19 protein-coding genes and 1 riboswitch are annotated in these 25791 nt (G+C 71.7%); of the genes, 3 read left to right on the top strand and 16 right to left on the bottom strand.

The window, feature by feature from the left end; translation table 11 throughout:
* Window positions 1-50 precede the first annotated feature (50 nt).
* From mmsB to AC1DQC_RS02830, 10 genes are all read right to left on the bottom strand, one after another.
* Window positions 51-1232 carry a multiple monosaccharide ABC transporter permease gene (gene mmsB / locus AC1DQC_RS02785; protein WP_477049709.1) on the bottom strand — a complete coding sequence of 394 codons (1182 nt, stop codon included), beginning with the start codon at window positions 1230-1232 and terminating at the stop codon, window positions 51-53.
* The gene (mmsA, locus tag AC1DQC_RS02790) at window positions 1229-2767 is read right to left on the bottom strand and encodes a multiple monosaccharide ABC transporter ATP-binding protein (protein WP_477049710.1); all 1539 of its coding nucleotides are present in this window, start codon (window positions 2765-2767) and stop codon (window positions 1229-1231) included. The genes mmsB and mmsA overlap by 4 nt, the downstream gene beginning before the upstream one ends.
* Window positions 2768-2892: 125 nt before the next feature.
* Window positions 2893-4044, bottom strand: a complete 1152-nt coding sequence (gene chvE, locus AC1DQC_RS02795) for a multiple monosaccharide ABC transporter substrate-binding protein (protein ID WP_477049711.1) — start codon at window positions 4042-4044, stop codon at window positions 2893-2895.
* Window positions 4045-4400: 356 nt separating this feature from the next.
* Window positions 4401-10223 (bottom strand): pullulanase-type alpha-1,6-glucosidase, encoded by a 5823-nt coding sequence (pulA, locus tag AC1DQC_RS02800; protein ID WP_477049712.1) that lies wholly within the window; start codon window positions 10221-10223, stop codon window positions 4401-4403.
* 342 nt (window positions 10224-10565) lie between these two features.
* Window positions 10566-11297 carry a biuret amidohydrolase gene (biuH, locus tag AC1DQC_RS02805; protein ID WP_477049713.1) on the bottom strand — a complete coding sequence of 244 codons (732 nt, stop codon included), beginning with the start codon at window positions 11295-11297 and terminating at the stop codon, window positions 10566-10568.
* Window positions 11294-11857 (bottom strand): cysteine hydrolase family protein, encoded by a 564-nt coding sequence (locus AC1DQC_RS02810; protein ID WP_477049714.1) that lies wholly within the window; start codon window positions 11855-11857, stop codon window positions 11294-11296. The genes biuH and AC1DQC_RS02810 overlap by 4 nt, the downstream gene beginning before the upstream one ends.
* A 56-nt stretch (window positions 11858-11913) precedes the next feature.
* Window positions 11914-13065, bottom strand: coding sequence for a BMP family ABC transporter substrate-binding protein (locus tag AC1DQC_RS02815; RefSeq protein ID WP_477049715.1), 1152 nt, complete (start codon window positions 13063-13065; stop codon window positions 11914-11916).
* 39 nt (window positions 13066-13104) lie between these two features.
* Complete coding sequence (locus AC1DQC_RS02820) at window positions 13105-14016, bottom strand: ABC transporter permease (protein ID WP_477049716.1); 912 nt, start codon at window positions 14014-14016, stop codon at window positions 13105-13107.
* A complete protein-coding gene (locus AC1DQC_RS02825; RefSeq protein ID WP_477049717.1) occupies window positions 14013-15116 on the bottom strand; it encodes an ABC transporter permease in 1104 nt (367 codons plus the stop codon). The genes AC1DQC_RS02820 and AC1DQC_RS02825 overlap by 4 nt, the downstream gene beginning before the upstream one ends.
* Window positions 15113-16657 carry an ABC transporter ATP-binding protein gene (locus AC1DQC_RS02830; protein ID WP_477049718.1) on the bottom strand — a complete coding sequence of 515 codons (1545 nt, stop codon included), beginning with the start codon at window positions 16655-16657 and terminating at the stop codon, window positions 15113-15115. The genes AC1DQC_RS02825 and AC1DQC_RS02830 overlap by 4 nt, the downstream gene beginning before the upstream one ends.
* Before the next feature lie 163 nt (window positions 16658-16820).
* Between AC1DQC_RS02830 and AC1DQC_RS02835 the strand changes: the two genes are divergently transcribed.
* A complete protein-coding gene (locus AC1DQC_RS02835; protein WP_477049719.1) occupies window positions 16821-17471 on the top strand; it encodes an alpha/beta fold hydrolase in 651 nt (216 codons plus the stop codon).
* 15 nt (window positions 17472-17486) lie between these two features.
* Here AC1DQC_RS02835 and AC1DQC_RS02840 read toward each other — a convergent pair whose 3' ends face one another.
* The 3 genes from AC1DQC_RS02840 to AC1DQC_RS02850 all read right to left on the bottom strand — a co-directional run bounded on the left by AC1DQC_RS02840 (window position 17487) and on the right by AC1DQC_RS02850 (window position 20216).
* Window positions 17487-17876 (bottom strand): hypothetical protein, encoded by a 390-nt coding sequence (locus tag AC1DQC_RS02840; protein ID WP_477049720.1) that lies wholly within the window; start codon window positions 17874-17876, stop codon window positions 17487-17489.
* Between the two features lie 28 nt (window positions 17877-17904).
* Window positions 17905-18894 (bottom strand): malate dehydrogenase, encoded by a 990-nt coding sequence (locus tag AC1DQC_RS02845; protein WP_477049721.1) that lies wholly within the window; start codon window positions 18892-18894, stop codon window positions 17905-17907.
* A 104-nt stretch (window positions 18895-18998) separates the two neighbouring features.
* Window positions 18999-20216 carry an NADP-dependent isocitrate dehydrogenase gene (locus AC1DQC_RS02850; RefSeq protein WP_477049722.1) on the bottom strand — a complete coding sequence of 406 codons (1218 nt, stop codon included), beginning with the start codon at window positions 20214-20216 and terminating at the stop codon, window positions 18999-19001.
* 268 nt (window positions 20217-20484) lie between these two features.
* On the opposite strand from AC1DQC_RS02850, the gene AC1DQC_RS02855 reads away from it, so the two are divergent.
* A complete protein-coding gene (locus tag AC1DQC_RS02855; RefSeq protein WP_477049723.1) occupies window positions 20485-21552 on the top strand; it encodes an MIP family channel protein in 1068 nt (355 codons plus the stop codon).
* A gap of 60 nt (window positions 21553-21612) precedes the next feature.
* Here the strand turns inward: AC1DQC_RS02855 and AC1DQC_RS02860 are convergent, their stop codons facing one another.
* On the bottom strand, window positions 21613-22056 hold the full coding sequence (locus AC1DQC_RS02860; protein ID WP_477049724.1) for a DUF3017 domain-containing protein: 444 nt from the start codon (window positions 22054-22056) through the stop codon (window positions 21613-21615).
* A gap of 39 nt (window positions 22057-22095) precedes the next feature.
* Here AC1DQC_RS02860 and AC1DQC_RS02865 point away from each other — a divergent pair, with 39 nt between their 5' ends.
* Window positions 22096-23352, top strand: a complete 1257-nt coding sequence (locus AC1DQC_RS02865; protein WP_477049725.1) for an NAD(P)/FAD-dependent oxidoreductase — start codon at window positions 22096-22098, stop codon at window positions 23350-23352.
* A gap of 3 nt (window positions 23353-23355) precedes the next feature.
* Here the strand turns inward: AC1DQC_RS02865 and purH are convergent, their stop codons facing one another.
* Together purH and purN are read right to left on the bottom strand one after the other, a co-directional pair.
* Entirely contained in the window at window positions 23356-24948 is a 1593-nt protein-coding gene (purH, locus tag AC1DQC_RS02870) for a bifunctional phosphoribosylaminoimidazolecarboxamide formyltransferase/IMP cyclohydrolase (protein ID WP_477049726.1), read from the bottom strand.
* Window positions 24949-24984: 36 nt separating this feature from the next.
* Window positions 24985-25072, bottom strand: a riboswitch (ZMP/ZTP riboswitch).
* A 25-nt stretch (window positions 25073-25097) separates the two neighbouring features.
* On the bottom strand, window positions 25098-25745 hold the full coding sequence (gene purN, locus AC1DQC_RS02875) for a phosphoribosylglycinamide formyltransferase (protein ID WP_477049727.1): 648 nt from the start codon (window positions 25743-25745) through the stop codon (window positions 25098-25100).
* Window positions 25746-25791: the final 46 nt, after the last annotated feature.

Consider the following 25791-nt stretch of genomic DNA (forward strand, 5'->3'; position numbering starts at 1 on the left):
GCCGCCCTCTCACGCCCGTGAGCGTATCCCCGAGCCTGGTGCCCGCGACCTCAGCGCGCCGCGCCCGCGCGGCGCTTGTTGTAGATGTCGAACGCGACGGCCAGCAGCAGGACCAGGCCCTTGACCATCTGCTGGACCGACTGGTCGATGCCCATGAGCTGCATGCCGTTGCTCATGACCGCCATGATCAGGCCACCGACCATGGCACCGGTCACGCGACCGACACCGCCGGTCGTGGAGGCGCCGCCGATGAAGCAGGCGGCGATCGCGTCGAGCTCGAACATGTTGCCGGCCGCGGGCTGCGCGCTGTTGGACCGCGAGGAGTACACGACGCCGGCGACCGCCGCGAGCATGCCCATGTTCACGAAGATCCAGAAGTTGACCTGCTTGACCTTCACGCCCGAGAGCTGTGCGGCGGACAGGTTGCCGCCGATGGCGTAGACGTGCCGGCCGAAGACGGTCTTCGTGGTGACGACGGTGTAGGCGATGATCAGCACGCCCAGGATGATCAGCACGATCGGCAGGCCACGGCTGCGGGCCAGCTGGTAGGTGAAGGCCATGCCGACGAGCCCGACGAGGGCGATCTTCGTGATGAAGATGGGCATCGACTCGACGACCTGCTGGTACTTCATCCGCCCCTGCCGGGTGCGGACCTGGCTGAACGCGTAGCCGGCCACCGCGATCGCGCCGATGACCAGCGTGAACACGTCGATGCCGTTGCCGCCGAGGAAGCCGTTGAGGAAGCCGCCGGCGATCTTCTGGTACTCCGCCGGGAACGGCGAGAGCGAGATGTTGTGGAGCACCTGCAGCGTCATGCCCCGGAACAGGAGCATGCCGGCCAGGGTGACGATGAACGCGGGGATGCCCACGTACGCCACCCAGATGCCCTGCCACACCCCGACCAGGAACCCGACGCCGAGCCCCGCGAGCACGCCCAGCCACCATGGCAGCCCGTGCTGGATCACGACGACCGCGGAGACCGCGCCGGTCAGCGCGACCACCGACCCGACGGACAGGTCGATGTGGCCGCCGATGATCACGATGACCATGCCGATGGCGAGGATGAGGATGTACGAGTACTGCAGGACGATGTTGGTCACGTTGCCAGGGCTGAGCAGCACACCGTCCGTGAGGATGGTGAACAGGCCCACGATGGCCACGAACGCGACGAAGATCCCGCTTTGACGCAGGTTCCTCGTGAAGAGGTCCTTCAGGCCTGCAACGACGGTCATCGGACCTGCTCCCTTTCCTTGGTCATGAGCTCCATCAGGTTCTCCTGTGTCGCCTGCTCTCGGGGCAGCACGCCGGTGATCCGGCCGGCCGAGAGCGTGTAGATGCGGTTGCAGATGCCGAGCAGCTCGGGCAGCTCCGACGAGATGACGAGCACCGCCTTGCCGGCTTCCGCGAGACGGTTGATCAGCGTGTAGATCTCGTACTTGGCGCCGACGTCGATGCCGCGCGTGGGCTCGTCGAGGATGAGCACCTGCGGGTCCGTGAAGAGCCACTTGCTCAGCACGACCTTCTGCTGGTTGCCGCCCGAGAGCTTGCCCGCCAGCGCGAGCACCGTGGGCGACTTGATGTTCATGCTCTGGCGGTACTCCTCCGCGACCTTGATCTCCTCGTTCGCGTTGACGAACCCGGCGCGGGAGACCTTGCCGAGGCTGGCGGCGGAGATGTTGGAGCGGATGTCCTCGATCAGGTTGAGGCCGTACTTCTTGCGGTCCTCCGTGGCGTAGGCGATGCCGTGCGCGATCGCCTCGCTCACCGTGGTCGCCTTGATCTCCTTGCCGTGGAGATAGAGGTTGCCGGTGATGTTGCTGCCGTAGGAGCGACCGAACACCGACATCGCGAGCTCGGTGCGGCCCGCACCCATCAGGCCGGCGAGGCCGACGATCTCGCCCGCACGCACGTTCAGGTTGGCGCCGTCGACGACGATGCGCTCGGGGTCCGTGGGGTGGTGCACGGTCCAGTCCTCGATCCGCAGCACCTCCTCGCCGATGTGCGACTCGTGGGGCGGGAACCGGTGACCGAGGTCGCGGCCGACCATGCCGCGGATGATCCGCTCCTGCGTGACCTCGTCGGCCGCCATGTTCAGCGTCTCGACCGTCCGGCCGTCGCGGATGATCGTGGTCGTGTCGGCGATCTCGGCGATCTCGTTGAGCTTGTGGGAGATCATGATCGACGTGATGCCCTGCGCCTTGAGCTGACGCAGCAGGCCGAGCAGGTGCTCGGAGTCGTTGTCGTTCAGCGCGGCGGTCGGCTCGTCGAGGATCAGCAGCTTGACCTCCTTGGAGAGCGCCTTGGCGATCTCCACGAGCTGCTGCTTGCCGACACCCAGCTGCCCGATCGGGGTGACCGGCAGCTCGTCCAGGCCGACCCGGGCGAGCAGCGCGGACGCCTCGGAGTTGACCCGGTTCCAGTCGATCAGCCCACGGTTCACGCGCTCGTTGCCCAGGAAGATGTTCTCCGCGACCGACAGGTAGGGCACCAGCGCGAGCTCCTGGTGGATGATCACGATGCCCTTGGCCTCGGAGTCGTTGATCGACCCGAACTGCACCTCTTCACCCTCGAAGAGGATCGACCCCTCGTAGGAGCCGTGCGGGTACACGCCCGAGAGCACCTTCATCAGGGTCGACTTGCCGGCGCCGTTCTCGCCGCAGATCGCGTGGATCTCTCCGCGCTCGACCGACATCGACACGTCCTGCAGTGCCTTGACGCCGGGGAAGGTCTTCGTGATGCCTTGCATCTCGAGAATGGGGTCGGCCACGCGGCCACCGCCCTTCGTCGTACCGGGTGCCGGAGCGCCCTCCGCTGGTGGGGTCGACCGCCGCCAGGCCGGCGCACCCCCGCGAGGGGAGCGCGCCGGCCGGACGGCAGGTCAGGACGGGCAGGTCACGCCTGGCCGCTGGCCACCTGGTCGGCGGTCCAGTAGCCCGAGTCGATCAGGAGCTTCTGGATGCTGTCCTTGACGACGACGTCCGAGTCCAGGAGGTACGACGGGACGACCTTGACGCCGTTGTCGTACGTCTTGGTGTCGTTCGCCTCGGGGTCGTTGCCGGCGAGGAACGCCTGAGCGGAGACGACGGCCTGCTCGGCGAGCTTGCGCGTGTCCTTGAAGATCGTCGAGAACTGCACGTCGTCGTTGATCAGCTTGACCGAGGCGATCTCGGCGTCCTGACCGGTGACGATCGGCATCGGCGTGGCGGCGGTCATCGTGGGGCCGTAGCCCGCGTTCTGCAGGGCCGTGATGATGCCGCGCGACAGGCCGTCGTACGGCGAGAGGACGCCCTGGACCTTGCTGCCGTCCGAGTAGGTCGACGTGAGGAGGTCCTCCATGCGCTTCTGCGCGGTCTCCTGCAGCCAGCGCAGCGTGGCGACCTGCTCGATGTCGGTCTGGCCCGACTTCACGACGAGCGTGCCGTTGTCGATGTACTCCTTCAGCGTGTCCATCGCACCCTGGTAGAAGAAGTGCGCGTTGTTGTCGTCCAGCGAGCCGGCGAACAGCTCGATGTTGAACGGGCCGGCCGCGTCACCCTTCGAGCCGTCGGCCTTGAGGATCCCGAGCCCGGTGAGCAGCGAGGTCGCCTGCTGGACGCCGACCTTGTAGTTGTCGAACGTCACGTAGAAGTCGACGTTCTCGCTGTCGCGGATCAGGCGGTCGTACGCGATGACCGGGATGTTCGCGTCGGCGGCTGCCTGCAGCTGCGTCGCCAGGGCGGTGCCGTCGATCGAGGCGAGGATCAGCAGGTCGGCGCCCTTGGTGATCATCTGGTCGATCTGCTGCTGCTGGGTGGGGATGTCGTCGCCGGCGTACTGCAGGTCGACCTTGTAGCCGGCCTTCTCGAGGCCCTCCTTGACGGCCTTGCCGTCGGCGATCCACCGCTCCGAGGTCTGCGTCGGCATCGCGACGCCGACCGTGAGGTCGCTGGGGTCCTTGGTCGCCCCGCCCGTCGCGTCGTCGCCGCCACCGGCGCCGCTGCCTGAGCACGCGGCCAGCCCGAGTGCGAGGACCGCACCCACCGCCGCGATCGTGATCCGTCGCATTGTTGTGCTCCTTCTCGTCGTTGAGAGGCCCGGTGACTCGGGCCTGGAGTGCTCGGGTTCGTCGGGCGGAGCAGCGTCTGCGCTTCCCGTCCGGTGTCCCGGCTGCGTCTCGGCGGTCCCCCGCCGGATGCAGCGGCCCTACTTTCTTCCATTCGTTTCTCGAAGTCAATCCAGCGGCGAGCGTGGGCACATCACGAACTCATTACAGTGTGAGCGCTAACAGGTCACGCTCACGGCGTCTCCGGTGCTCGTTGGCTTCGTATCACGAAGTCAGTCGCTCCCGGCAAGCGCACGACGACGGGCCCGCGAGCATGCTCGCGGGCCCGTCGTCCGATCTCGAAGGCTGGCCTGGGTGCCTACCCGACGTGCGACCGCCACCACCCGTGGAAGGACGACCACCAGCCGCCGCCGTGCCCGGTCGAGTGGTTCTCCACCAGCACCGCGACGGTACGCGGCGGGACCGTCACCGAGCCGGTGGCCTTGTCCCACGTGGTGGCCTTGACCACGGGGTCGCCGCCCTTGGCCTGGACCGGGGAGAGCGTCAGCCGGTGCCCGCTGAGGGAGTCCACGGTCTGCGTGGTCGCCTCGTCCGACGCGTTGACCACGACGAGGACCCCGTCGAGCCTCTTGTCGACGTCCTTCGCCCACGTCTTCGTCGTCGCGTCCCAGCCCGGTGCGTCGTCGATGGTCATGACGACCACGCCCGGGTCGGCGTCGGTACCGGATCCCGGGAAGCCGACCTTCTGCTCGATCAGCTGCGCCGAGCCGAGCYGGAACAGCGGCGTCGAGAACCGCAGCCGCAGCAGGTCGTCCGCCGCCCGCGACGCCGTCGCGATGTCGGCCGGCGTCGGCTTGAGCGCCGGGTCGGCCAGCAGCGGCTTCTGGTACGGCCACTTCGCCGAGTTGTCCGCCGCCGGCGGCAGGCCGCGGCCGAAGCCGTTGTCCTGGCCGGACAGGTCGAGGCTGTTGAACCAGTCGCCCGAGTTGAAGCTGTTGCGGTCGAGCGACTTGCTGCGCAGCAGGTCGGCGCCCGCGTGCCAGAACGACGGGGTCTGGGCCAGGGCCGTCGTCGCCAGCGAGACGGTGTTCATGCGCACGCGGTCCGCCATCGGGGTGTCCGTCGGCAGCTTGTACGTGAGCGAGTCCCACAGCGTCTCGTTGTCGTGGGCGTCGACGTAGGTGATGACCTCCTCCGGGGAGTCGGCGTACCCGGCCGGCTGGCCGTTGTAGTCGATCTCCGAGCCCTTCTGCACCGAGCCCGCGCTCGTCTCGAACGCGTAGTCCCGCAGGTTGCCCGCCATGCCGAGCCGGACCAGGTCGGCGTCGTGCGCCGCCCGGGCGAGCTGGTCGGCCTCCGAGCCGTTGATCGGGTCGCCGTTCGGGTCGGTGCCGCCGCCGGAGCCGAAGCCCTGCACGCGCGGGTTCTCGTCGAACGGTCCCCCGCCGCGCACGGCGTCGCGCAGGCGGTCGGAGAAGGTGCCGATCCCGGTGCCGCCAAGCTGACCCTGCGTCGCCTGCGTGAACAGGGCGTTGTTGGCCACCTCGCCGAAGTTCCACCCCTCGCCGTACAGGTAGACCTTCGACCCGTCGACGCCGTCCTTCTTCGGCGTCAGCTTGTCGAGCCCGGCCCGGACCGCCTCCATGGTGTCCACCGAGTGGTGGCCCATGAGGTCGAACCGGAAGCCGTCGACCTTGTAGTCGCGGGCCCAGGTCACCACCGAGTCGACCATGGCCTTCTGCGCCATCGCGTGCTCGGTGGCCACGTTCTGGCAGCAGGTCGAGGTCTCCACCGTGCCGGTCTTGGACAGGCGCTGGTAGTAGCCCGGCACCACACGGTCGAGGACCGACTGCGGCGACTGCCCGCTGGCGGTGGTGTGGTTGAACACCTGGTCCAGCACCACCTGCAGGCCGTCGGAGTGCAGGGCGCCGACCATGGTGCGGAACTCGGCGACGCGCGCGCCGCCGTCCGCGTCCACCGCGTACGACCCCTCGGGCGTCGACCAGTGCAGCGGGTCGTAGCCCCAGTTGAACCCGTCGGCGTCGGCCACCGCGGTGACGCACGCCTGCTGCTGGTCGGAGTCCGGCGCGTACGACGCGAGGTCGCAGTCCGGCGTCTTCTGCAGCGCCCGGTCCTCCTGGATCGACGCGATGTCGAACGTCGGCAGCAGGTGCACCGTGGTCAGGCCCGCCTTCTCGAGCTCACGCAGGTGCGTGCGCCCGGCGCCGTTCGTCGCGAAGGCCAGGTAGGTGCCCCGCTTCGCGGCCGGGATCGTGGGGTCGTCGATCGAGAAGTCGCGCACGTGCAGCTCGTAGATCGTCTGGTCCACGGGTCGCACCACCGGCTGGTCCGCCTTCTCCCACTGCTTGGGCCGGAACGCCGGGTCGGCGAGGTCCACCAGCACCGAGTGCGTGGAGTTGAGGGTCAGCGCCACCGAGTACGGATCGGTCACCCGGTTGACCTCGACCTTGTCGGTGGTCGGCGCGTAGACCGTCACCTCCCAGAGGTACCGCGCACCCGTCCACGACTTCTTGCCGGCGACGGTCCAGGAACCGTCGTTCTCGCGCGTCGCGGACACCCGCTGCGGGTCGGCGGTCAGCGCGCCGGTCCACACCAGGAGGTCCACCTTCTGGGCGGTCGGAGCCCACACCGCGAGCGACGGGACGCCCTTCTTCCAGCTGGCGCCGAGCACGCGCGACCCGGCCTTGGCCGCGTACAGGTCGTCGAGCACGCCCGGGATCTGCACCCCGGTCGCCGCCTGGAGCGTGCCGTCCGACGCCGCCTGGGTCACCAGGAGCGCACCGCGCAGCAGGGTGGCCGCCGGTCCGTCCACGTGCAGCGCCAGGTAGCCCGTGAGCGCGGGGAACCGCTTCAGCTGCGCTGCCGTGAGACCGGCCGGGTCGTACGTCAGGGTCACCGGCGCGCCGTCGTCGCCGACGACCGCCCCGTCCGTGACCGACATCCCACCCGTGGGCGACGCGTGCAGCCGGAACGTGGACGCCGCGGGGTCGGGCGCGAAGGTCGCCGGCCACGCGATGGTGTGCGCGTCGATCCACTGCGCGCTCTGCTCCCCCGTGCCGGGCAGCGGCGGGTCGGTGACCTGGACCGTGAGCACGTGGGTGGCCAGCACGTAGCTGAACGTCACGGGCTTGCCGCCGGGCGCGGAGAAGGCGATGTTCGCGCCGCCCGGCGCACCGCCGGCACCGTAGTTCTCGGCCCAGCCGAGGTTGTGCGCGACCTTGACCTCGTACGCGCCCTCGGGCAGGTCCGTCGCGGTGAAGGTGTAGGTGCCGTCGCCGTCCGGGTCCTGCAGCCAGGTGGCCAGGCAGTCGGGCATCCAGTCGCCCGCGCAGCCCAGCTCGCTGTTGTCGGAGCCCGGCACCGTGAGGATCGGACCCTGCGCCGTCGACGAGAAGTAGTGCGTCGTCGGGTCGTAGTAGAACGTCACCGGGCCGGCCGTGGTGACGGTGTACGCGGCGTTGGCCCCGCCCGCGACGCCCCCGGCGCCGTAGTTCTCGTCCCACGAGCCGTCGATGGCGACCTTGTACTCGTAGCTGCCGGCGGGGAGCGTGAACGTCCCGGACCAGACGCCGTCGGGCCGCTCGGTGAGCCGGGCCGCCTCGCAGTCGGGCTGCCAGTCGCCCGCGCACCCCATCTCGGAGTTGTGGCTGCCGGGCACCGAGACGGACGTCGGGCCGGTGGGGCCGGTGTCGGGGACCACGCCGTCGATCGCGCCGCCGACCGCCGCGTAGGTGGACGCGGCGGACCGGTGGCCCGCGGCGTCGACGGTGACCGCGCGGTACTCGACGATCGCGCCGTCCGGCAGACCGGTCACCGTGTGGAAGACGCGCGGCGACGTCGTCTCCGACGTGCCGAGCGGCGTCCAGCTCGTGTCACCGAGCACGCGGTAGGCGAACGACGTCTGGCTCCAGACGTCGTCGGCAACGTCGGCGGTCACCGGCACGTCGCCGGCGAGCCCCGCGCCCGCTGCCGGCGCCGTGAGGCTGACCGGGCCGGCCGTGGCCGGCGCGCCGACCGTCGTCCCGGCCTTCAGCACTACGGCGCTCAACGCCGGGATCGTCACGGAGACGGTCCCGTCGGCCGCGGCGGTCGCGCCGGTCGACGTCCCGTAGAGCGGGCTGAACGCCGCGCCGGGGGTCAGGGTGTCGATGGTCACCGTCGCGGGAGTGGTGCCGTTGTTCGTCGCGACCAGGTGCTCGATCTTCTCGGTCGCGTCGACGCGCGAGAACGCGTAGACCGGGCCGTCGGCGTACCGCTCGATCTGCGCGCCGTCCTGGAGGGCGGGCGTCGCAGCGCGCAGCGCGGCCAGCTCGGCGATGTGGTCGTAGAGCACCGAGCCGGTGTCGTAGCGGTCGACCGATCCGGCCGTCGTGCCGTCCAGCAGCTTCTGGTTCGCGTACTCCGGCACCTGCGTGGCGAACAGCGACTGCCGCGCGTCCTTGTCCGTGCCGTTCAGCGTGCCGTTGCCGACGAAGCCCTGCTCGTCGCCGTAGTAGACGACCGGCTGCCCGCGCGTCAGGTACATGAGCGAGTGGGCGAGCTCGGAACGCTGCTCGGCGCTGCCCGCGTCCTTGACGAAGTAGCCGATGCGCCCCATGTCGTGGTTGCCCAGGAACGTGGGCAGCGCCTGCGCGTTCGACGTGGGCGTCGTGTACCGGTCGTCGCCTGAGTACAACGCCTTCAGCCCGCCCGCCGACGAGCCCTTCGCGTAGTTGCTGGCCGCGGACTGGAACGTGAAGTCGAGGACCGCGTTCATGTCGCTGTCGCGCAGGTACGGGGACAGCTTGGCCGGGTCGGCGTCGTACACCTCGCCGAACATGAAGAAGTCCGGGTTGCCGACGGAGGCCGCGTGCGCGCGGACGGCCGTCGTGAACTTCTGCCAGAACTCGAAGTTGACGTGCTTGGCGGTGTCGATGCGGAAGCCGTCGACGCCCAGGTCGACCCACTGGTCGTAGACGTCGACGAACCCGTTCACGACCGCCGGGTTCTCGGTCATGAGGTCGTCGAGGCCGGAGAAGTCGCCGTACGTGGTCGACTCACCGCTGTAGGTCGAGTTTCCGCGGTTGTGGTACAGCGTCGGGTCGTTGAGCCAGTCCGGGACCTTGACGTGGGCGTCCTCGGGCTTGATCACCGGCGTGTACGGGAAGCTCGTCGCGGCGTCCATCGTCGGGAAGGTGTCCGTGCCCGCGTAGGTGTGCGGGTCGAACGCGTTGCCGGCGGCGTCCTTGTACGGCTTCGTGGCCTGGTCGACGTAGCCGTACTGGCCCTGCGCGTAGTCGATGACGTCGGCCGTGTGGTTGGTGATGATGTCGAAGTAGACCTTGATGCCGCGCGCGTGGGCGTCGGCGATGAGCGCCTGCAGCTCGGCGTTGGTGCCCAGGTGCGGGTCGATCTGCGTGAAGTCCGTGATCCAGTAGCCGTGGTAGCCGGCGGACGCGTCGGCGCCGGTGCCCTGCACGGGCTTGTTCTTGAACGACGGCGTGAGCCAGATCGCGGTCGTGCCCAGGCCCTGGATGTAGTCCAGCTTGCTGTGCAGGCCCGCGAGGTCGCCGCCCTCGTAGAAGCCCTTGTCGGTGGGGTCGAAGCCCGTCGTCAGCCGGTCGCCCGTGAGCCCGCCGGTGTCGTTCGACGTGTCGCCGTCGGCGAACCGGTCCGTCATGACGAAGTAGAACTGCTGGTCGGCGCCGGGGTCGCGCACCGGGGTCGCGACGATCGCGTCGTCCGCCGGCGTGTAGCCCGCGCCGAGGTCGAGGGGCGTCACCGCGATCCGGTGGGTGGTGTCGTCGTACGTGAACCGCAGGCTCGACGGCCCCTTCACCACGAGCGGGATGTTCTCCGCCCCGCCGTTCTTGCCGTACGCCTCGTCCCACGAGTCGTTGATCGCGACCTTGTAGGCGTAGGTGCCTGCAGGGACCGTGAAGTCCGCCGCATAGGTCCCCGGCGTGCCGGTCGGGGCGAGCTCGGTCTGGGGGCAGTCCGGCTGCCAGTCGCTCGCGCAGCCGAGCTCGCTCTGCAGGTCGCCCACCAGGGCGGCGGTGCGGTCGGCGGCGGAGGCGGGACTGCCGGTCGCGGCGACGAGGCCGATGCCCGCGACCGCGAGCGCAGTCAGTGCGGCGAGGAAGCGAGCGGGATGACGGACGGGGGTGTCGGCGGGCGACATGGCGACTCCTTCGTCTCCCCGCACGTCGATGTGCGGGGCAGGTGTCGCGACCGTATCTGCTTGCAGCAACTTGCAGCAAGAGAATCGGACGATTCTTGCAATCCGGGGCGAACAGACAGCGCTTCCGAGGCGACCAGGCCATGAGGCACGCGCACGCTGCCCTTGGCGAGGCTCCTGGCCTGCTCACGCCATCCCCGCGCAGCCGATCAGGCCATGGGGCGTGCCGACTGGGCACGCGGCGTGCCTCATGGCCTGGTCATCCGACCACTGCGTGCAGACTTTGTTCCGCTCAGCGGGACTAAGTCTCCACGCTGGGGGTCGGATGCCGCGGCGTCGGCTCTGTCACGACTCGGCGGGCAGCGGGTTCGCCAGCGACCTCAGCAGCGCCGCCGAGTCCGCGACGGCGCCGAAGACGCCGCCCTGCATGGTGACCATCTTGAGCGCGGCCAGGTAGTTGCCGTAGTCGGTGGCGCCGGTGCAGTCGGACAGCAGCAGGCACTCGTACCCGCGGTCGTTCGCGTCGCGCATGGTCGTGTGGACGCAGACGTCGGTGGTGATGCCCGTGAGGATGATGTGCGTGATCCCCCGGCTGCGCAGGATCAGGTCGAGGTCCGTGGCGTAGAACGAGCCCTTGCCGGGCTTGTCGATGACCAGCTCGCCGGGCCACGGCGCGACCTCGGGGACGATCTCCCAGCCCGGCTCGCCGCGCGTGAGGATCCGGCCGCACGGGCCGTCGTCTCCGATGCCGGCGTTGATCCGCCGCGAGCGCCAGAGCTTGTTGGCGGGCAGGTCCGACAGGTCGGGGCGATGGCCCTCGCGGGTGTGCAGGATGTGGAACCCCAGGTCGCGGGCCACCGCCAGCATCGCCGCCGTCGGCGCCAGGCCCGCCCGGGTCAGCTCGAGGTCGTAGCCCATGGCGTCGACGTAGCCGCCCGGCCCGCAGAAGTCCTGCTGCCAGTCGATGTTGAGGATCGCCGTGGTGGCGGCGCTGAACGTGCCGTCGTACGGCCAGGCGTACGGGTCGGCCTCGACGGGGCCGAACGTCGTGGTCGTCGTGGTCAGCTGGTCGGTCATCGGGGGCCTCCTGGGGTGAGCGCGAGGGCGGGGGTGAGGGCGTCCAGGACGGCGGCGACGGTCCCGACGGCACCGAAGATGCCGCCCGACATCTCGATGCTCGACACGGAGGCGGCCACCAGCGAGGGGTCGATCGGCTCGCAGGCGTCGAGGACCAGCAGACACTCGTACCCGCGGTCGTTCGCGTCGCGCATGGTGGAGTGCACGCAGGTCTCCAGGCCGACGCCGGCCAGCAGCAGGCGGCGGACCCGGCCCGTGCGGAGCACCAGGTCGAGGTCGCTGGCGTAGAACCCGTCGACCCCGCCGGCGGTCAGGTCGAGGTCAGCGACGGGAGCCGCGGCCTCGGAGGGGATGCCGGGCGAGCGGGCGCCGCCGGGCGCGGGCGCGGTGGTGCGCACGACGACGACCGTGCCGCCGACGGCACGGACGGCGGCCGCCAGCGGCTCCGTGGCGGCGGGCGGGTCGACCCCGACGGGCAGGACCACGAGCAGCGCGGTACCGGGTCCGCGCAGGTCGCCGTCGAACGGCCACGGGTACGGCGTGGTGCCGGTGACGTGCATGGGATCCCCCAGGTGTGGTGCCGGGGCCCGCTACGACGAGCGGGCCCCGGCGACGGTCAGGAGAGGGTGCCGACGACGCCCTGGACGAAGTAGTCCATCTGCTCGACGGTCTCGACCGGCGGGGTCACGCCGTCCTCGACCTTGACGGTGCCGTCCTGCGCGGTGATCGGGCCGGTGAACGGGCTCCAGCCGCCCTCGATCTTTGTCGCGGCCGCCGCGATGAGCGCCTTGGTGTCGTCCGTGACGCTCGGGCCGAACGTCGAGGCGACGAAGGGGTTGGCGCCGCCGGCCATGTTGGCCCGGTAGTTGCCGTTGTAGTCGCTGCCGACGAAGTCGCCGTCGATCGCCGTCTGGACGATGTCCGAGTACAGCGGTCCCCAGTTCCACTCGGAGCCGGTGAGCCAGCCCTTCGGTGCGAGCGACGAGGCGTCCGCGTGGTAGCCGACCGTGTACGCGCCGGCCGCCTCCGTGGCCTCGATGATCGTCTTCGTGCAGTCCTGGTGCTGCGTGACCACGTCGACGCCCGAGCTGAGCAGGGACGCGACGCGGTCCGCCTGGGTGGCCGGGTCGCACCAGCTGGTGGTCGAGACCGCGGTCACCGAGACGTCGGGCCGCACCGTCTGCGCGCCGAGCGTGAAGGCGTTGATGTTGGCCAGGGTCTGCGGGATCGGGATGGCGTAGACGTAGCCGAGCTTTCCGGTGGTGGTCGCGGCCCCCGCGGCGATGCCGGCCAGGTAGACGGGCTCGTACACGCTGCCGAAGTACGTCCCCATGTTCGCCGGGACGGGGTCGAGCAGGCCGCCCTGGTGGACGACGACCACGTCGGGGTGCGCGGCGGCGACCTCCTTGGCGGCGTCGAGGTGGCCGTAGCTCGTCGCGAAGATGATGGTCGCCCCCTGCGCGACCATGCTCTCCATCGTCGTCGCGGCCGTGTCGTCCTCGGGGATGTTGTAGGCGTCGAGCACCTTGACGTCCGGGAACTTCTTCCGGAGCGCCTCGACGCCCTGGTAGACGGCCTGGTTGTAGCCGAAGTCGTCCTTGGGCCCGACGGCGATGACGCCGACCGTGGTCGCCCCGGCACCCGGCGCGGAGTCGGCCGCCGGTGCCGATCCCGCGCTGTCGGGCGTCGAGACGGCCGGGCTGCACGCGGCGAGCACGGCCAGCACCGCCGCCACGACGGCGACGCGGGCTGTTCGAGAGATGCGCATGGGTGATCCTTCCGGAGGCACTGCGAGGGGCGGGGAGGGTCAGGTGGTGCGGCTGTTGTCGAACACCTTGAGCAGCTCGTCCGGCGCGGCGAGCATGGTGCGACGGCCGAGGATCGCCAGGACGACGAGGGTGAGCACGAACGGCACGGCGTTGAGCGCGAACTGGTTCACGGCGATGCCCGACGTCTGCAGCACCGACGCCAGCGACAGGGCGGCGCCGAACAGGTAGGCGCCCGCCATGATCCGGATGGGGTTCCACATCGCGAAGATCACGAGCGCGACGGCGATGAACCCGCGGCCGGCGATCATGTTCTCGAACCAGCTGTTGGCGTAGGCGATGGAGATGTGCGCGCCGCCGACGCCCGCGAGCGCGCCTCCGACGATCGTCGCGCCGTAACGGACCTTCTTCACGCTGTAGCCGTGGACGTCGAGGGCCTCCTTGCGCTCCCCCGCGGTCCGCACCAGCAGGCCCACGCGCGTCCGGAACAGCACCCACCAGATGACCGGCGCCGCGACGTAGGCGATGTAGACCAGCGGGTCGTGGTCGAAGAGGACCGGCCCGAGTCCGGGGATCTCGCTCAGCCCCGGCACGGGCACCGGCGTGAAGGCGTTGATCTGGCGGCTCACGTAGCTGACGCCGAACAACGACGTGACGCCGAGGGCCAGGAAGTAGAGCGTGAGCCCGCTGGCGAACTGGTTGGCACCCCGGCTGACGACGAGGATCGCGTGCACGAGGCTCAGCAGCGCCCCGGCGAGCGCGCCGCCGAGCACCCCGATCCACGGGTTCCCCGTCTGGGCGGTGACGGCGTACCCGCCGAGCGCCCCGAGGAGCATCGCGCCCTCGGTGCCGAGGTTGATGACGCCGCCCCGCTCGGAGACGGTCTCGCCGAGGCCCGCGTACATGATGGACGTGCCGCCGCGCACGGCCCCGGCGAGGATGTCGATGATCACGACGTCACCTTCCGCGGGCCGGTCCAGCCGAGGACGGCCACCAGCACCAGACCCATGAGGATGTTGACGGTCGCGGCCGGGAGGCCGGAACCGATCTGCAGGCTGTTGCCGGACACCGCGATCGCCGCGAGGACCAGCGACGCGAGCAGCAGCGGGAGCGGCTTGTGCCGCGAGAGCCAGCTGGCCAGGAACGCGACGTACCCGATGGTCAGACCGAACGTCGGGCGGAGCTTGTACTCCATGCCCGCGTACTGGATGAAGCCCGCGAGGCCGGCCAGCGCACCGCCGATGAGCAGGGCCGTGAGCAGCAGGGTCACGACGGGGAGCCCCGCGCGCCGGGCGGCCTCGGCGTTCCCGCCGACGACCGAGAGGCGGAAGCCCCAGGTCGTGCGGGTCAGCGCGAACCAGACGCCCACCGCCGCGAGCACCGCGAGCGCGACGCCGACGTGGATCGCCGTCCCGGCGAACACCGGGAGCTTCATCGCGTCGTTCAGCTCGACGCTGGTGGACTGCCCAAGAGCCGCCGGGTCCTTCCACGGGCCGAGGATGAGGAAGAGCATCGAGTACAGCGCGACGTAGTTGAGCAGCAGCGTGGTGACGGCCTCGTTGACCTTCACGACGATGCGCATGGCGGCCGCGATGCCGGCCCACACCGCCCCCGCGGCCATCGCCGCGAGGACCATGAGCAGCATCACGAGCCACGGCGAGGCGATCGGCGTCAGCCAGAGGGCGACCGCGGCCGACGCGATGCCCCCGATGATCAGCTGGCCCTCGCCGCCGACGTTCACGAGTCCGGCCCGGGCCGGCACCACCACCGCGAGGCCGGCCAACGCGATGGGCGCCGCGCGCAGGATGATCTGCTGGAACTGGCCCGGCTGCGTCAGGGTCGAGCTCCAGATGTCCGCGTACACCGAGAACGGGTTGGCGCCGTTGGCCGCGACGAACGCGCCGAAGACCACCAGGCCGGCGATGAGCGCGCCGGTCCAGCGCAGCAGCGTGTTGCCGCCGCTGGTCAGCCGCGCCCGCCCGTCGTGCCCGTCGGCCGGGGGCAGCGCCGCCGCCGGCAGCGGTGGCGCCTGCTTGCGCACCTCCTGGCTCATGCGACCCCTCCGAGCATCAGTCGTCCGATGGACATGCGGTCCGCACCCGCGGTGTCGACGACGCCGACCAGGTGCCCGTCGTGCATGACGGCGATCCGGTCGGCCACGGCGATGAGCTCGTCGAGGTCCTCCGAGACCATGAGCACGGCGGCTCCGCGGGCCCGGTGCTCGAGCAGCAGCTCCTGCGTCCGGCGGGTGTTGGCGACGTCGAGGCCGCGGCTGGGGTAGGCCGCCACGACCAGCGCGGCGTCCTGCCCGAGCTCCCGGGTGAGCAGGACCCGCTGGATGTTGCCGCCCGACAGCGACGACAGCGCGCGCCTGGTCGGCGCCATGTGCAGCCCGACCCGCTCGTCGAGCACCGCGGTCCGCGCGCCCACGGCCGGCCAGTCGATGCCGAAACCGCGGCGAGGTACCGCACGACCGTCGAGCACCATGTGCTCCAGCACGGTCAGGCCGGGCACCACCGAGTCGGCGACCGGGTCCTCGGGGACCGCCACCGCACCGGCGTCGATCGCGCTGCGGGCCGTCACGTCCGACGACTCCCCGACGCGCACGGTCCCCGCCGTGACCGGCCGCAGGCCGAGCGCGACCTCGCACAGCTCCTTCTGACCGCTCCCCGCGACGCCGGCCACGCCGACCAGCTCGCCGGGGTGCACCTCGAGGTCCACGCACTTGAGCGCCACGTGCCCGCGGTCGCCCAGCGCCGTCGCCCCCTGCAGCTCGAGCACCGCGCGCGCCCGCTCCGGCACCGCCACGCGCTCGACCGCGAGCGGCGGCACGCGCCGGCCCACCATGGCCTCGACCAGCTCGGCGTCCGAGAAGTTGCCGGGATCCTCCGCGTTGAGGATCACCTGACCGCCGCGCAGCACGGTGACCTGGTCGGCGATCGCGCGGACCTCGCCCAGCTTGTGCGTCACGAGGACCACGCCGAGGCCACGGTCGCGCAGCTGCGCGACCACCGCGAAGAGGGACTCGACCTCCTGCGGCGCGAGCACGCTGGTGGGCTCGTCGAGGATGACCAGACGGGCACCCGTCATGAGCACCTTGAGGATCTCCGCGCGTTGCCGCTCGCCGATGGACAGGTGGCGGACCTTGGCGGTCGGGTCGACCGCCAGGCCGTAGGACTCGGAGGCCTCCGTGATCCGCGCCGCGAGCTGCGTGAGGCGCAGCGTCGGCCCGTCGGGCAGGGCCAGTGCGATGTTCTCCGCGACGCTGAGCGCGGGGACCAGCCGCAGGTCCTGGAACACCATGCCGATCCCGAGGGCCCGCGCGTCGGCCGGGCTGCCCGGGGCGACGGGGGCACCGTCGACGAACATGCGGCCCTCGTCCGGGGTGTAGACCCCGTAGATCATCTTGAGGAGGGTGCTCTTGCCGGCCCCGTTCTCCCCGATGAGGCCGTGCACCGTCCCCGGCAGGACCGTCAGGTCGACGTCCCAGTTCGCCTGCACCTTGCCGAAGCGCTTGGACAGGCTGCGTACCTCGAGCAGCGCGGCGGGCTTGCCCACCCGACCGCGGGCCCGGGCGACGGCGTCGGAGGTCATCCACGACCCCCGGGCGCGCAGGATCGCTCCGTATCCAGAGCGGTATCCGAGCGTGTATCCATGCCGGGAGACTAGGAGCGGGATGTTTCGGACATTCGCGGCACACGTAACGCTTGCGTGTCTGACCTGCAGGAGCACTCGCCCGCCCGCCTACGCTCGCGCCATGACGTCCACCCGCGTGCTGCTCGTGCACGGAGCCGCGACGACCGCACGGGTCTGGGCCCCGCTGCGGGCGCTCCTGCGCGCGGACGACGTCGAGGTCCTTGCGCCCGACCGCCGGAGCACGGGCGACCTGGCGACCGAGGTCGCGGCGCTGGCCGACGCCGCCGACGGGGCGGTGGTGGTCGGCGTGAGCGGCGGCGCGACGCTGGGCCTCGCGCTCGCCTCGTCCGGCGCCCACCTGGCGGGCGCCGTCCTGCACGAGCCGGCGGTCGGGTCGCTGGTGCCGGGCCTGCTCGACCACGTCGTCGCCGGCTGGGCGACAGGCGGCGTCCCCGGGTTCGGCCGGGCGCTCTACGGCCCGTCGTGGGACCCGTCGATGGCCCCCGACGACCCCGACGCCGTCGGCCGCGACCTCGCGATGTTCCGACGGTTCGAGCCGTCCGCGCTGGACCCGGGCCAGGGCCCGGTCGTCGTCACCGTCGGCGAACGCTCACCGGCCGCGCGCCACGAGGCCGCGCGGGCGCTCCACGACCTGCTCGGCATCCAGGTGCGCGTGCTGGCCGGGGCTGGCCACTTCGTCCAGCACGACGACCCCCTCGCGCTCGTCCGCGTCGTCCGCGACGTCGTTGCGGCGGCCCGAGCCGCGGCCTGATCTCGAGCCAGGACGTCAGGCGCGGCGGGTCCGCACGAACAGCACCACGCCGACGACCACGAGCGCCACGCCCACCAGCGCGAACGGCCACGGACTCCACTGCGCGACGCACTCGGAGGCGCCGGTGACGCCGCCCGTGCAGTACTGCCCCGGGCCGTGCCGGTTGAGCCAGGCGATCGTCAGCGGGAGGGCGCCGAGCCCCGTAACCACGCCCAGCTGGGCCGGCCGCAGGCCCTGGCGTGCCACGAGGATGCCGCCGAGGACCAGCAGGGCGACGGCGACCACGAGCCCGGCCGCCAGCACGGCGCCGAACCCGAAGCCGATGCCCGCGCCGAGCAGCGCCCAGCAAAGGAACGCCCCGACGCCCCTCCCGGGGAGCGGTGCCGCGACCTCCTCGGCCCACACCGTCAGCTCAGGCCGGCTCGGGCGCCGCTCAGATCAGGCCCAGCGCGCGGACGGCGTCGCGCTCCTCGACCAGCTCCGCGACGGACGCGTCGATCCGCGCGCGGGAGAACTCGTCGATGTCGAGGTCGGGCACGATCTCCCACTCCGCGCCGCTCGACGTCACCGGGAACGAGGAGATGAGCCCGGCCGGCACGCCGTACGAGCCGTCCGAGACGATGCCCGCCGACGTCCAGTCGCCCTCGGGCGTGCCGTTGACCCACGAGAAGACGTGGTCGATCGCCGCGTTGGCCGCGGAGGCCGCCGACGAGGCCCCGCGCGCCTCGATGATCGCGGCGCCGCGCTTGGCGACGGTCGGGATGAACGTGTCGCGGACCCACGTGTCGTCGCGGACGACCTCGAGCGCCGGACGCCCGCCGACCGTCGCGTGCGACAGGTCGGGGTACTGCGTCGCGGAGTGGTTGCCCCAGATGGTCAGGCGCGCGATGTCCCCCACCTTGGCGCCGGTCTTCGTCGCCAGCTGCGCCACCGCCCGGTTGTGGTCGAGGCGGGTCATCGCGGTGAACCGGTGGGCGGGGACGTCGGGCGCGTGCGACGACGCGATGAACGCGTTCGTGTTGGCCGGGTTGCCGACGACGAGGACCCGGACGTCCTCGGCAGCGCCCGCGTTGATGGCCTGCCCCTGGGGCTTGAAGATGCCGCCGTTGGCCGAGAGCAGGTCGCCGCGCTCCATGCCGGCGGTGCGCGGCCGGGCGCCGACGAGCAGGGCCACGTTGACGCCGTCGAACGCGGCCGTCGGGTCGTCGTAGATCTCGACGCTGTCCAGCGTCGCGAACGCGCAGTCGTCCAGCTCCATCGCCGTGCCCTCGGCGGCTTTCACGGCCTGCGGGATCTCGAGGAGCCGCAGGCGGACGGGGGTGTCGGGGCCGAGCAGCTGGCCGGACGCGATCCGGAAGAGCAGCGCGTAGCCGATCTGCCCGGCGGCTCCGGTGACGGTCACGGTGACGGGCGAGCTGGCCACGGAACGGGCTCCTTCTCCTCGGCGACGACGGCGACCTCACGCTACCCCGCAGACGACCGACGGCGCCCACCCTGGCCAGGGTGGACGCCGTCGGTGAGGCGTGCTCAGGCGAGCTTGGCCGCCAGGTTGGCGTCGAGCGTCGCGAGGAACTCCTCGGTGGTCTGCCACGCCTGGTCGGGGCCGACGAGCGACGCGAGGTCCTTCGTCATGGCGCCCGACTCGACCGTCTCGATGACGACCTGCTCGAGCGTCTCCGCGAACTGCGTGACCTCGGGGGTGTTGTCCAGCTTGCCGCGGTGCTTCAGGCCACCGGTCCAGGCGAAGATCGACGCGATCGGGTTGGTCGACGTCGGCTTGCCGGCCTGGTGCTGGCGGTAGTGGCGCGTGACGGTGCCGTGCGCGGCCTCCGCCTCGACGGTCTTGCCGTCGGGCGTCATGAGCACGGACGTCATGAGGCCAAGCGAGCCGAAGCCCTGCGCGACGGTGTCGGACTGCACGTCGCCGTCGTAGTTCTTGCAGGCCCAGACGTAGCCGCCCTCCCACTTCATGGCCGCGGCGACCATGTCGTCGATGAGGCGGTGCTCGTAGGTCAGGCCGGCGGCCGCGAAGTCCGCGGCGTACTCGGCGTCGAACACCTCCTGGAAGATGTCCTTGAACGCGCCGTCGTAGGCCTTGAGGATCGTGTTCTTCGTCGACAGGTAGACCGGGTAGCCGCGCTGCAGGCCGTAGGCGAACGAGGCGCGCGCGAAGTCGCGGATCGAGTCGTTGAAGTTGTACATGCCCATGGCGACGCCGCCGCCGTCGGGGTACGTGACGACCGTCTGGTTGATCGGCTCGGAGCCGTCCGCCGGGGTGTAGGTCAGGGTCAGCGTGCCGGCACCGGGGACCTTGAAGTTGGTCGCCTTGTACTGGTCGCCGTGGGCGTGACGGCCGATGATGATCGGCTTGTTCCAGCCCGGCACCAGGCGCGGGATGTTGGAGATGATGATCGGCTCGCGGAAGACGACGCCGCCGAGGATGTTACGGATCGTGCCGTTGGGCGAGACCCACATCTTCTTCAGGCCGAACTCCTCGACGCGGGCCTCGTCGGGCGTGATCGTCGCGCACTTGACGCCGACGCCGTGCTCCTTGATGGCGTTGGCCGCGTCGATGGTCACCTGGTCGTCGGTGGCGTCGCGGTTCTGGATCGACAGGTCGTAGTAGCGCAGGTCGACGTCGAGGTACGGGTGGATCAGGCGGTCCTTGATGAACTGCCAGATGATGCGCGTCATCTCGTCGCCGTCGAGCTCGACGACCGGGCCGACAACCTTGATCTTCGCCATGCGGGATCTCCTGTGCTGGGGACGGGTGGGGGCACGGCACGATGGAGCGTCTGCCGGCGCGGGTCCGCGGACAAGATTACTCGACGTCGAGAGATCTCGAGAGTCCGCACCTCGGCGTCCACCGTGACCGATGGCACCGGGCCTGGCATGCTGGCCCCACCAGGGGGCATGGCGCCGACTCACCACGTCGTCACGACCGCACAGCCGGGCGTGGCAGGCTCCGCGCGCACCTGCCCTTTCACCGACGCTCACTCACGACAGGATCGACATGTCACAGGACACCCCTGACAAGGCCGCCGGCTCCCCGGACCCCGACGAGACGACGCTGGCCGGCACCCCGGCGCCCGAGGAGGCCTCGGCTGCGGCCGCCGCCGACGACGCACCCGCCGCGGCGGCCCAGCCGGTCGCCGAGCCGGTCGCCGCCCCGGAGCCCGAGCTCGAGGAGGACGAGGACGAGGACGTCGTCGTCGAGGAGCTCGACGCGTACGTCGTCCCCGCCGGCACGGTCGTCGTGACCGGCCCCAGCCTGGTGGCGCGTCTCGGCGCCGAGGCGTTCGGCACCTTCGCGCTCGTGCTCGTGGGCGTCGGCATCGCGCTGTACTCGAGCTTCAGCGGCGTCGGCGGCACGCTGGCCGTCGCGCTCGGCTTCGGCCTCGCGGTCCTCGCGGGCATCATCGCCGTCGGCCACATCTCGGGCGGTCACTTCAACCCCGCCGTGACGCTGGGCGCCGCCATCGGTGGCCGGACGTCGTGGAAGGACGTCCTGCCCTACTGGCTCGCGCAGCTGGTCGGCGGCATCCTCGCCGCGGCCATCCTGTTCATCACGATCCCGTCGAAGCTGCCTGCCCTGCTCGACACCAGCGGCAACGCGACGACCAAGTCGTTCTTCTCGAGCGTCTCCAACGGGTACGCCGCGCACTCCCCGCTGTCCAAGCTCTCGAGCGGCCAGGTCGAGTTCTCGCTGGTCATCGCGCTGCTGGTCGAGATCGTGGTGACCGCCGTGTTCGTCGGCGTCATCCTCGGCGCCACGGACCGTCGCTCCGCCAACAAGCAGGCGCCGTTCGCCATCGGCCTGGTGCTCGCCGTGCTGATCCTCGTCGCGCTGCCGGTGACCAACGCGTCGCTCAACCCGGCCCGCTCGACGGCCACGGCGATCTTCTCCGAGAGCTGGGCCCTCAGCCAGCTCTGGCTGTTCTGGGTGGCCCCGCTGGTCGGCGCCGCGCTGGCCGGCCTGGTCTACCGCGCCTTCGCCGCCGAGCCGGCCGAGGACAACCTGCTCGAGGAGGACGACGCGTACGTCACGACGGACGACGTCCTCGTGGTCTCGGAGCGCTGATCCGCCTCAGCTGAACGCACGAAGGCCCGGGACCGGTGGTCCCGGGCCTTCGTCGTCAGTTCAGCCGGAGGGCAGGATCTGCGCGAGGAGCGCCAGGCCGACGCCGAGCGTGCACAGCACCGCGACGTCGAGCGCCTTCGCCCGCACGGCGAGCGCCGCCGGACCGGGCGACGGCAGCACGGCGCGGACCACGGCGCACGCGAGCGCGACCGCCGCGAGCGCGAACGCCCCGGCGCGGGTGCCGACGGCGAGGGCGACGACCGTCGCGACGACGATGCCGGAGCTGGTCCACCACAGGGAGAGGTTGCGGCCGGCGTCGAGCGACGCGCGGGCGATGGCCCGGGGGTCGAGGGGCGCCTCCTCGACCGGGATCTCGTCCGGGCGCACCGGGGGGTCAGGCTCGGGCGCGGGGCTGACCTCGGGCTCGACGGGCGGGACAGCCTTGGGGTGTGCGGCCTCCGCACGGCGCACCCCGGCTCCCCCGCTCATCTGCTCCTCCGCCATGTCCGACCTTGCCTCCCGACGGGAGACTACCGTTGCCGGGTGAGCGACTGGACCGACGACGAGCCGCTGGACCGGTCCCCTCTGCGAGAGATCGTGGTGGCCGGCGCGGGCCTCGCGGCCACGCAGACGGTGGCCGCGCTGCGCGACCGAGGGTTCGACGGGCGGGTGGTCGTTCTCGGAGCCGAGGGGATCGCCCCGTACGACCGGCCGCCGCTCTCGAAGCATCTGCTCGACCGCGCCGGTCCCACCTGGCTCGCCGACGAGCTCGGCGTTGACCTGCTCGCGCTGGCCGACGAGGTGCACCTGGGCACGCCGGCGAGCGGGCTGTCCTTCGCGGGCGGGCGGCCGGAGGTCCTCACGGCGGACGGCCCGCGGGCCGCGGACGCAGTCGTGGTGGCCACCGGCGCGCACGCCGTCCGGCCGACCGGCTGGGAGGCCGCGCTCACGTTGCACACGGCCGCCGACGCGCAGCGGCTGCGCGAGACGCTGGTCCCTGGTGCTCGCCTCGTGGTCATCGGTGCGGGCTGGATCGGCGCGGAGGTGGCGACGGTCGCCGCGGCCGCCGGCGTCGAGGTGGTGGTCCTCGAGGCCACGGGCGCTCCCCTGTCCGGCGCGCTCGGGCCGACCGTCGGCGAGCTCGTCGCGCCCTGGTACGCGGCCGCCGGCGTGCGGCTGCTCACCGGCGAGCACGTGGTCGAGGTGGGCACCAACGGCGTCCTGCTGGCGGACGGCAAGCTGTTCGAGGCGGACGTCGTCCTGGCCGCGGTCGGCGCCCGTCCCAGCACCGACTGGCTGGCCGGCGCTCTGCCGCTGGAGCCCGACGGGTCGCTGCGGGTCGACGAGCACCACGCCGTGATCGGCGTCCCGCGCTCCGTGCGGGCGGCCGGCGACGTCGCGCTTCGCAGGTCACCCCGGCACGGCTGGGTGCCAGGCGGCCACTGGGACGGCGCGCTGCGCGGACCCGCGGCGCTCGTCGCCGACCTGCTGGGCACGCCGCAGGAGTCCGTGGACGTCGCGCCCTACGTCTTCTCCACCCAGCTCGGGCACGAGCTGGCGCTGTTCGGGCAGCCGCACACCGACGACGAGGTGGTCCTGCGCGGCAACCCCGCGGGCGACGGCTGGGCCGCCCTGTGGTTCCGGCGCGGCACGGACGACGTCGCCGCGATCCTCACCGTGGACCGCCCGCGCGACGTCGGCGCCGCGCGCCGGCTGTTCACCGGCGCGCGGCTGCCGCGCCTCGACCGCACGCTCGCGCGCGAGCCCGGCACGCCGCTGCGCGAGGCGGCCCTGACCTGACGGTCAGTGTGCGAAGTGCCGCGTGCCCGTGAGGTAGAGGGTGACGCCGGCGGCCGCCGCCGCGGCGACGACCTCCTCGTCCCGGACCGAGCCGCCCGGCTGCACGATGGCCCGCACGCCGGCGTCGATGAGCACCTGCGCGCCGTCGGCGAACGGGAAGAACGCGTCCGAGGCCGCGACCGCGCCGCGCGCCCGCTCGGTGTCGCCCGTATTGGCGCGCTCGACCGCGAGCCGGCACGAGTCGACCCGGTTGACCTGACCCATCCCGACACCGACCGAGGCGCCGTCGTCGGCCAGCAGGATCGCGTTGGACTTCACCGCGCGGACCGCTCGCCACGCGAACTCGAGGTCGCGCAGCGTCGCCTCGTCGGCCGGCGCGCCCGACGCCAGCGTCCACGCCGACGGGTCGTCGCCGGGCGCGTCGACCTGGTCCAGCTCCTGGACCAGCAGGCCGCCGCTGACGGCACGGCGCTCGGTCCGCACGCCCTGCGTCGGGGTGACCTTGAGCAGCCGGATGTTCTTCTTGCGCGCCAGGATCTCGAGCGCCTCCGGCTCGAAGTCCGGTGCGACCACGACCTCGGTGAACACCGGCGCGATCTGCTCCGCGGCCGCGGCCGTGAGCGTCCGGTTGGTCGCGATGACGCCGCCGAACGCCGACACCGGGTCGCACGCGTGGGCCTTGGCGTGCGCGTCGGCGACGTCCGAGCCGACCGCGATGCCGCACGGGTTGGCGTGCTTGATGATGGCGACCGCGGGGGCGTCGTGGTCGTGCGCGGCCCGCCACGCGGCGTCGGCGTCGACGTAATTGTTGTAGCTCATGGCCTTGCCGTGCAGCTGCTCGGCGCCCGCCAGCCCGCGTCCGGCCTCGCCGTCCGGGGTCAGGTAGAGAGCCGCCTGCTGGTGCGGGTTCTCGCCGTAGCGCAGCACCTCGCCGCGCACCCACGTCGACCCGGTGAAGGCCGGGAAGCCCGAGTCGACCGTCGTGGCGTCCGGCGCGTAGTCGGCCGCGAACCAGCTGGCCACCGCGGCGTCGTAGGCGGCGGTGTGGGCGAAGGCGTCGGCCGCGAGCAGCCGGCGCGCGGCGAGCGTGAAGCCGCCCGCCTGGACCGCGGCGGCGACCTCGTCGTAGCGCGCGGGGTCGACCACGACCGCCACGCTCGGGTGGTTCTTCGCCGCCGCGCGCACCATGGACGGGCCGCCGATGTCGATCTGCTCGACGCACTCGTCGGGCTCCGCGCCGGACGCGACGGTCGCCGTGAACGGGTAGAGGTTGACCACCACCAGCTCGAACGGGGCGATCCCCAGGTCCGCCAGCTGCGCGAGGTGCTCCGGCCGCCGCGTGTCGGCCAGCACGCCCGCGTGCACCCGCGGGTGCAGCGTCTTGACGCGCCCGTCCAGGCACTCGGGGAACCCGGTGAGGTCCTCGACCCGCGTGACCGGCACACCCGTGGCGGCGATGGTCGACGCGGTCGAGCCGGTGGAGACGATCTCGACGCCGGCGGCGTGCAGCGACTCCGCGAGCTCGGTCAGGCCGGTCTTGTCGTAGACGCTGACGAGGGCGCGGCGGACGGGTCGGCGGTTCTCGATGGAGGACATGGCGGCTCCCGGGGGTGCAGGGTCGGCTAGGGCGGACCCATGCACCCAGGCGGGCGGTGCGTGGCGGGGCACTGCGGCCGCTTCCCGGTGGTTGAACCCACCTGCGCCAGTCACGACCGTGGCCGAGTCTAGCGGCAACCGGGCGCGCGTCAGCCGACGATCGCGCGCCGGCCCTCCACCCGCAGCCCCTCGCGGGCGATCCGGCCGACCCAGTCGACCAGCAGCCTCTGCTCGACCGACTTGATGCGCTCGTGCAGCGTCGGCTCGTCGTCGTCGGGCTCCACGGTGACGGCGGCCTGGGCGAGGATCGGCCCGGAGTCGATCCCCTCGTCGACCACCATGACGGTGCACCCCGTGACCTTGACGCCGTACGCGAGCGCGTCCCGCACGCCATGGGCCCCGGGGAACGACGGCAGCAGCGCGGGGTGCGTGTTGACGGTCCGGCCACCGAAGCGCTCCAGGAACGTGGCGCCGAACAGCTTCATGAAGCCCGCGCAGACCACCAGGTCGGGCGAGAACACGGCGACGGTCTCCGTGATCGCACGGTCCCACGCGGGCCGGTCGTCGAAGTCCTTGATCGACACCACTGCCGTCGGGATGCCGGCCTCGCGCGCGATGTCGAGGGCGCGGATGCCGCTGCGGTCCGCGACCACCGCGACGACGCGCGCGCCGTAGGCCGGGTCGTCGTGAGCCGCCAGCAGGGCGGCGAGGTTCGAGCCCGTGCCGGACACGAGCACCACGAGCCGGCCCGCGCTGCGGGTGGCCGGGGCGGGGCGAGGAGGGGTCTCGTGCGTCACGCAGCGACCCTATCCGCGGTCGGCGGACGCGCCGTCCGCCGGGTGG

The organism is Cellulomonas sp. P4_H12 (assembly GCF_056400905.1).

Bases quoted from the DNA above. Each gene is read 5' to 3' on its own strand.
- mmsB (WP_477049709.1), bottom strand. From the start codon at position 1,232: ATGACCGTCGTTGCAGGCCTGAAGGACCTCTTCACGAGGAACCTGCGT.
- chvE (WP_477049711.1), bottom strand. From the start codon at position 4,044: ATGCGACGGATCACGATCGCGGCGGTGGGTGCGGTCCTCGCACTCGGG.
- biuH (WP_477049713.1), bottom strand. From the start codon at position 11,297: ATGACCGACCAGCTGACCACGACGACCACGACGTTCGGCCCCGTCGAG.
- AC1DQC_RS02810 (WP_477049714.1), bottom strand. From the start codon at position 11,857: ATGCACGTCACCGGCACCACGCCGTACCCGTGGCCGTTCGACGGCGAC.
- AC1DQC_RS02815 (WP_477049715.1), bottom strand. From the start codon at position 13,065: ATGCGCATCTCTCGAACAGCCCGCGTCGCCGTCGTGGCGGCGGTGCTG.
- AC1DQC_RS02825 (WP_477049717.1), bottom strand. From the start codon at position 15,116: ATGAGCCAGGAGGTGCGCAAGCAGGCGCCACCGCTGCCGGCGGCGGCG.
- AC1DQC_RS02830 (WP_477049718.1), bottom strand. From the start codon at position 16,657: ATGACCTCCGACGCCGTCGCCCGGGCCCGCGGTCGGGTGGGCAAGCCC.
- AC1DQC_RS02835 (WP_477049719.1), top strand. From the start codon at position 16,821: ATGACGTCCACCCGCGTGCTGCTCGTGCACGGAGCCGCGACGACCGCA.
- AC1DQC_RS02850 (WP_477049722.1), bottom strand. From the start codon at position 20,216: ATGGCGAAGATCAAGGTTGTCGGCCCGGTCGTCGAGCTCGACGGCGAC.
- AC1DQC_RS02855 (WP_477049723.1), top strand. From the start codon at position 20,485: ATGTCACAGGACACCCCTGACAAGGCCGCCGGCTCCCCGGACCCCGAC.
- AC1DQC_RS02860 (WP_477049724.1), bottom strand. From the start codon at position 22,056: ATGGCGGAGGAGCAGATGAGCGGGGGAGCCGGGGTGCGCCGTGCGGAG.
- purH (WP_477049726.1), bottom strand. From the start codon at position 24,948: ATGTCCTCCATCGAGAACCGCCGACCCGTCCGCCGCGCCCTCGTCAGC.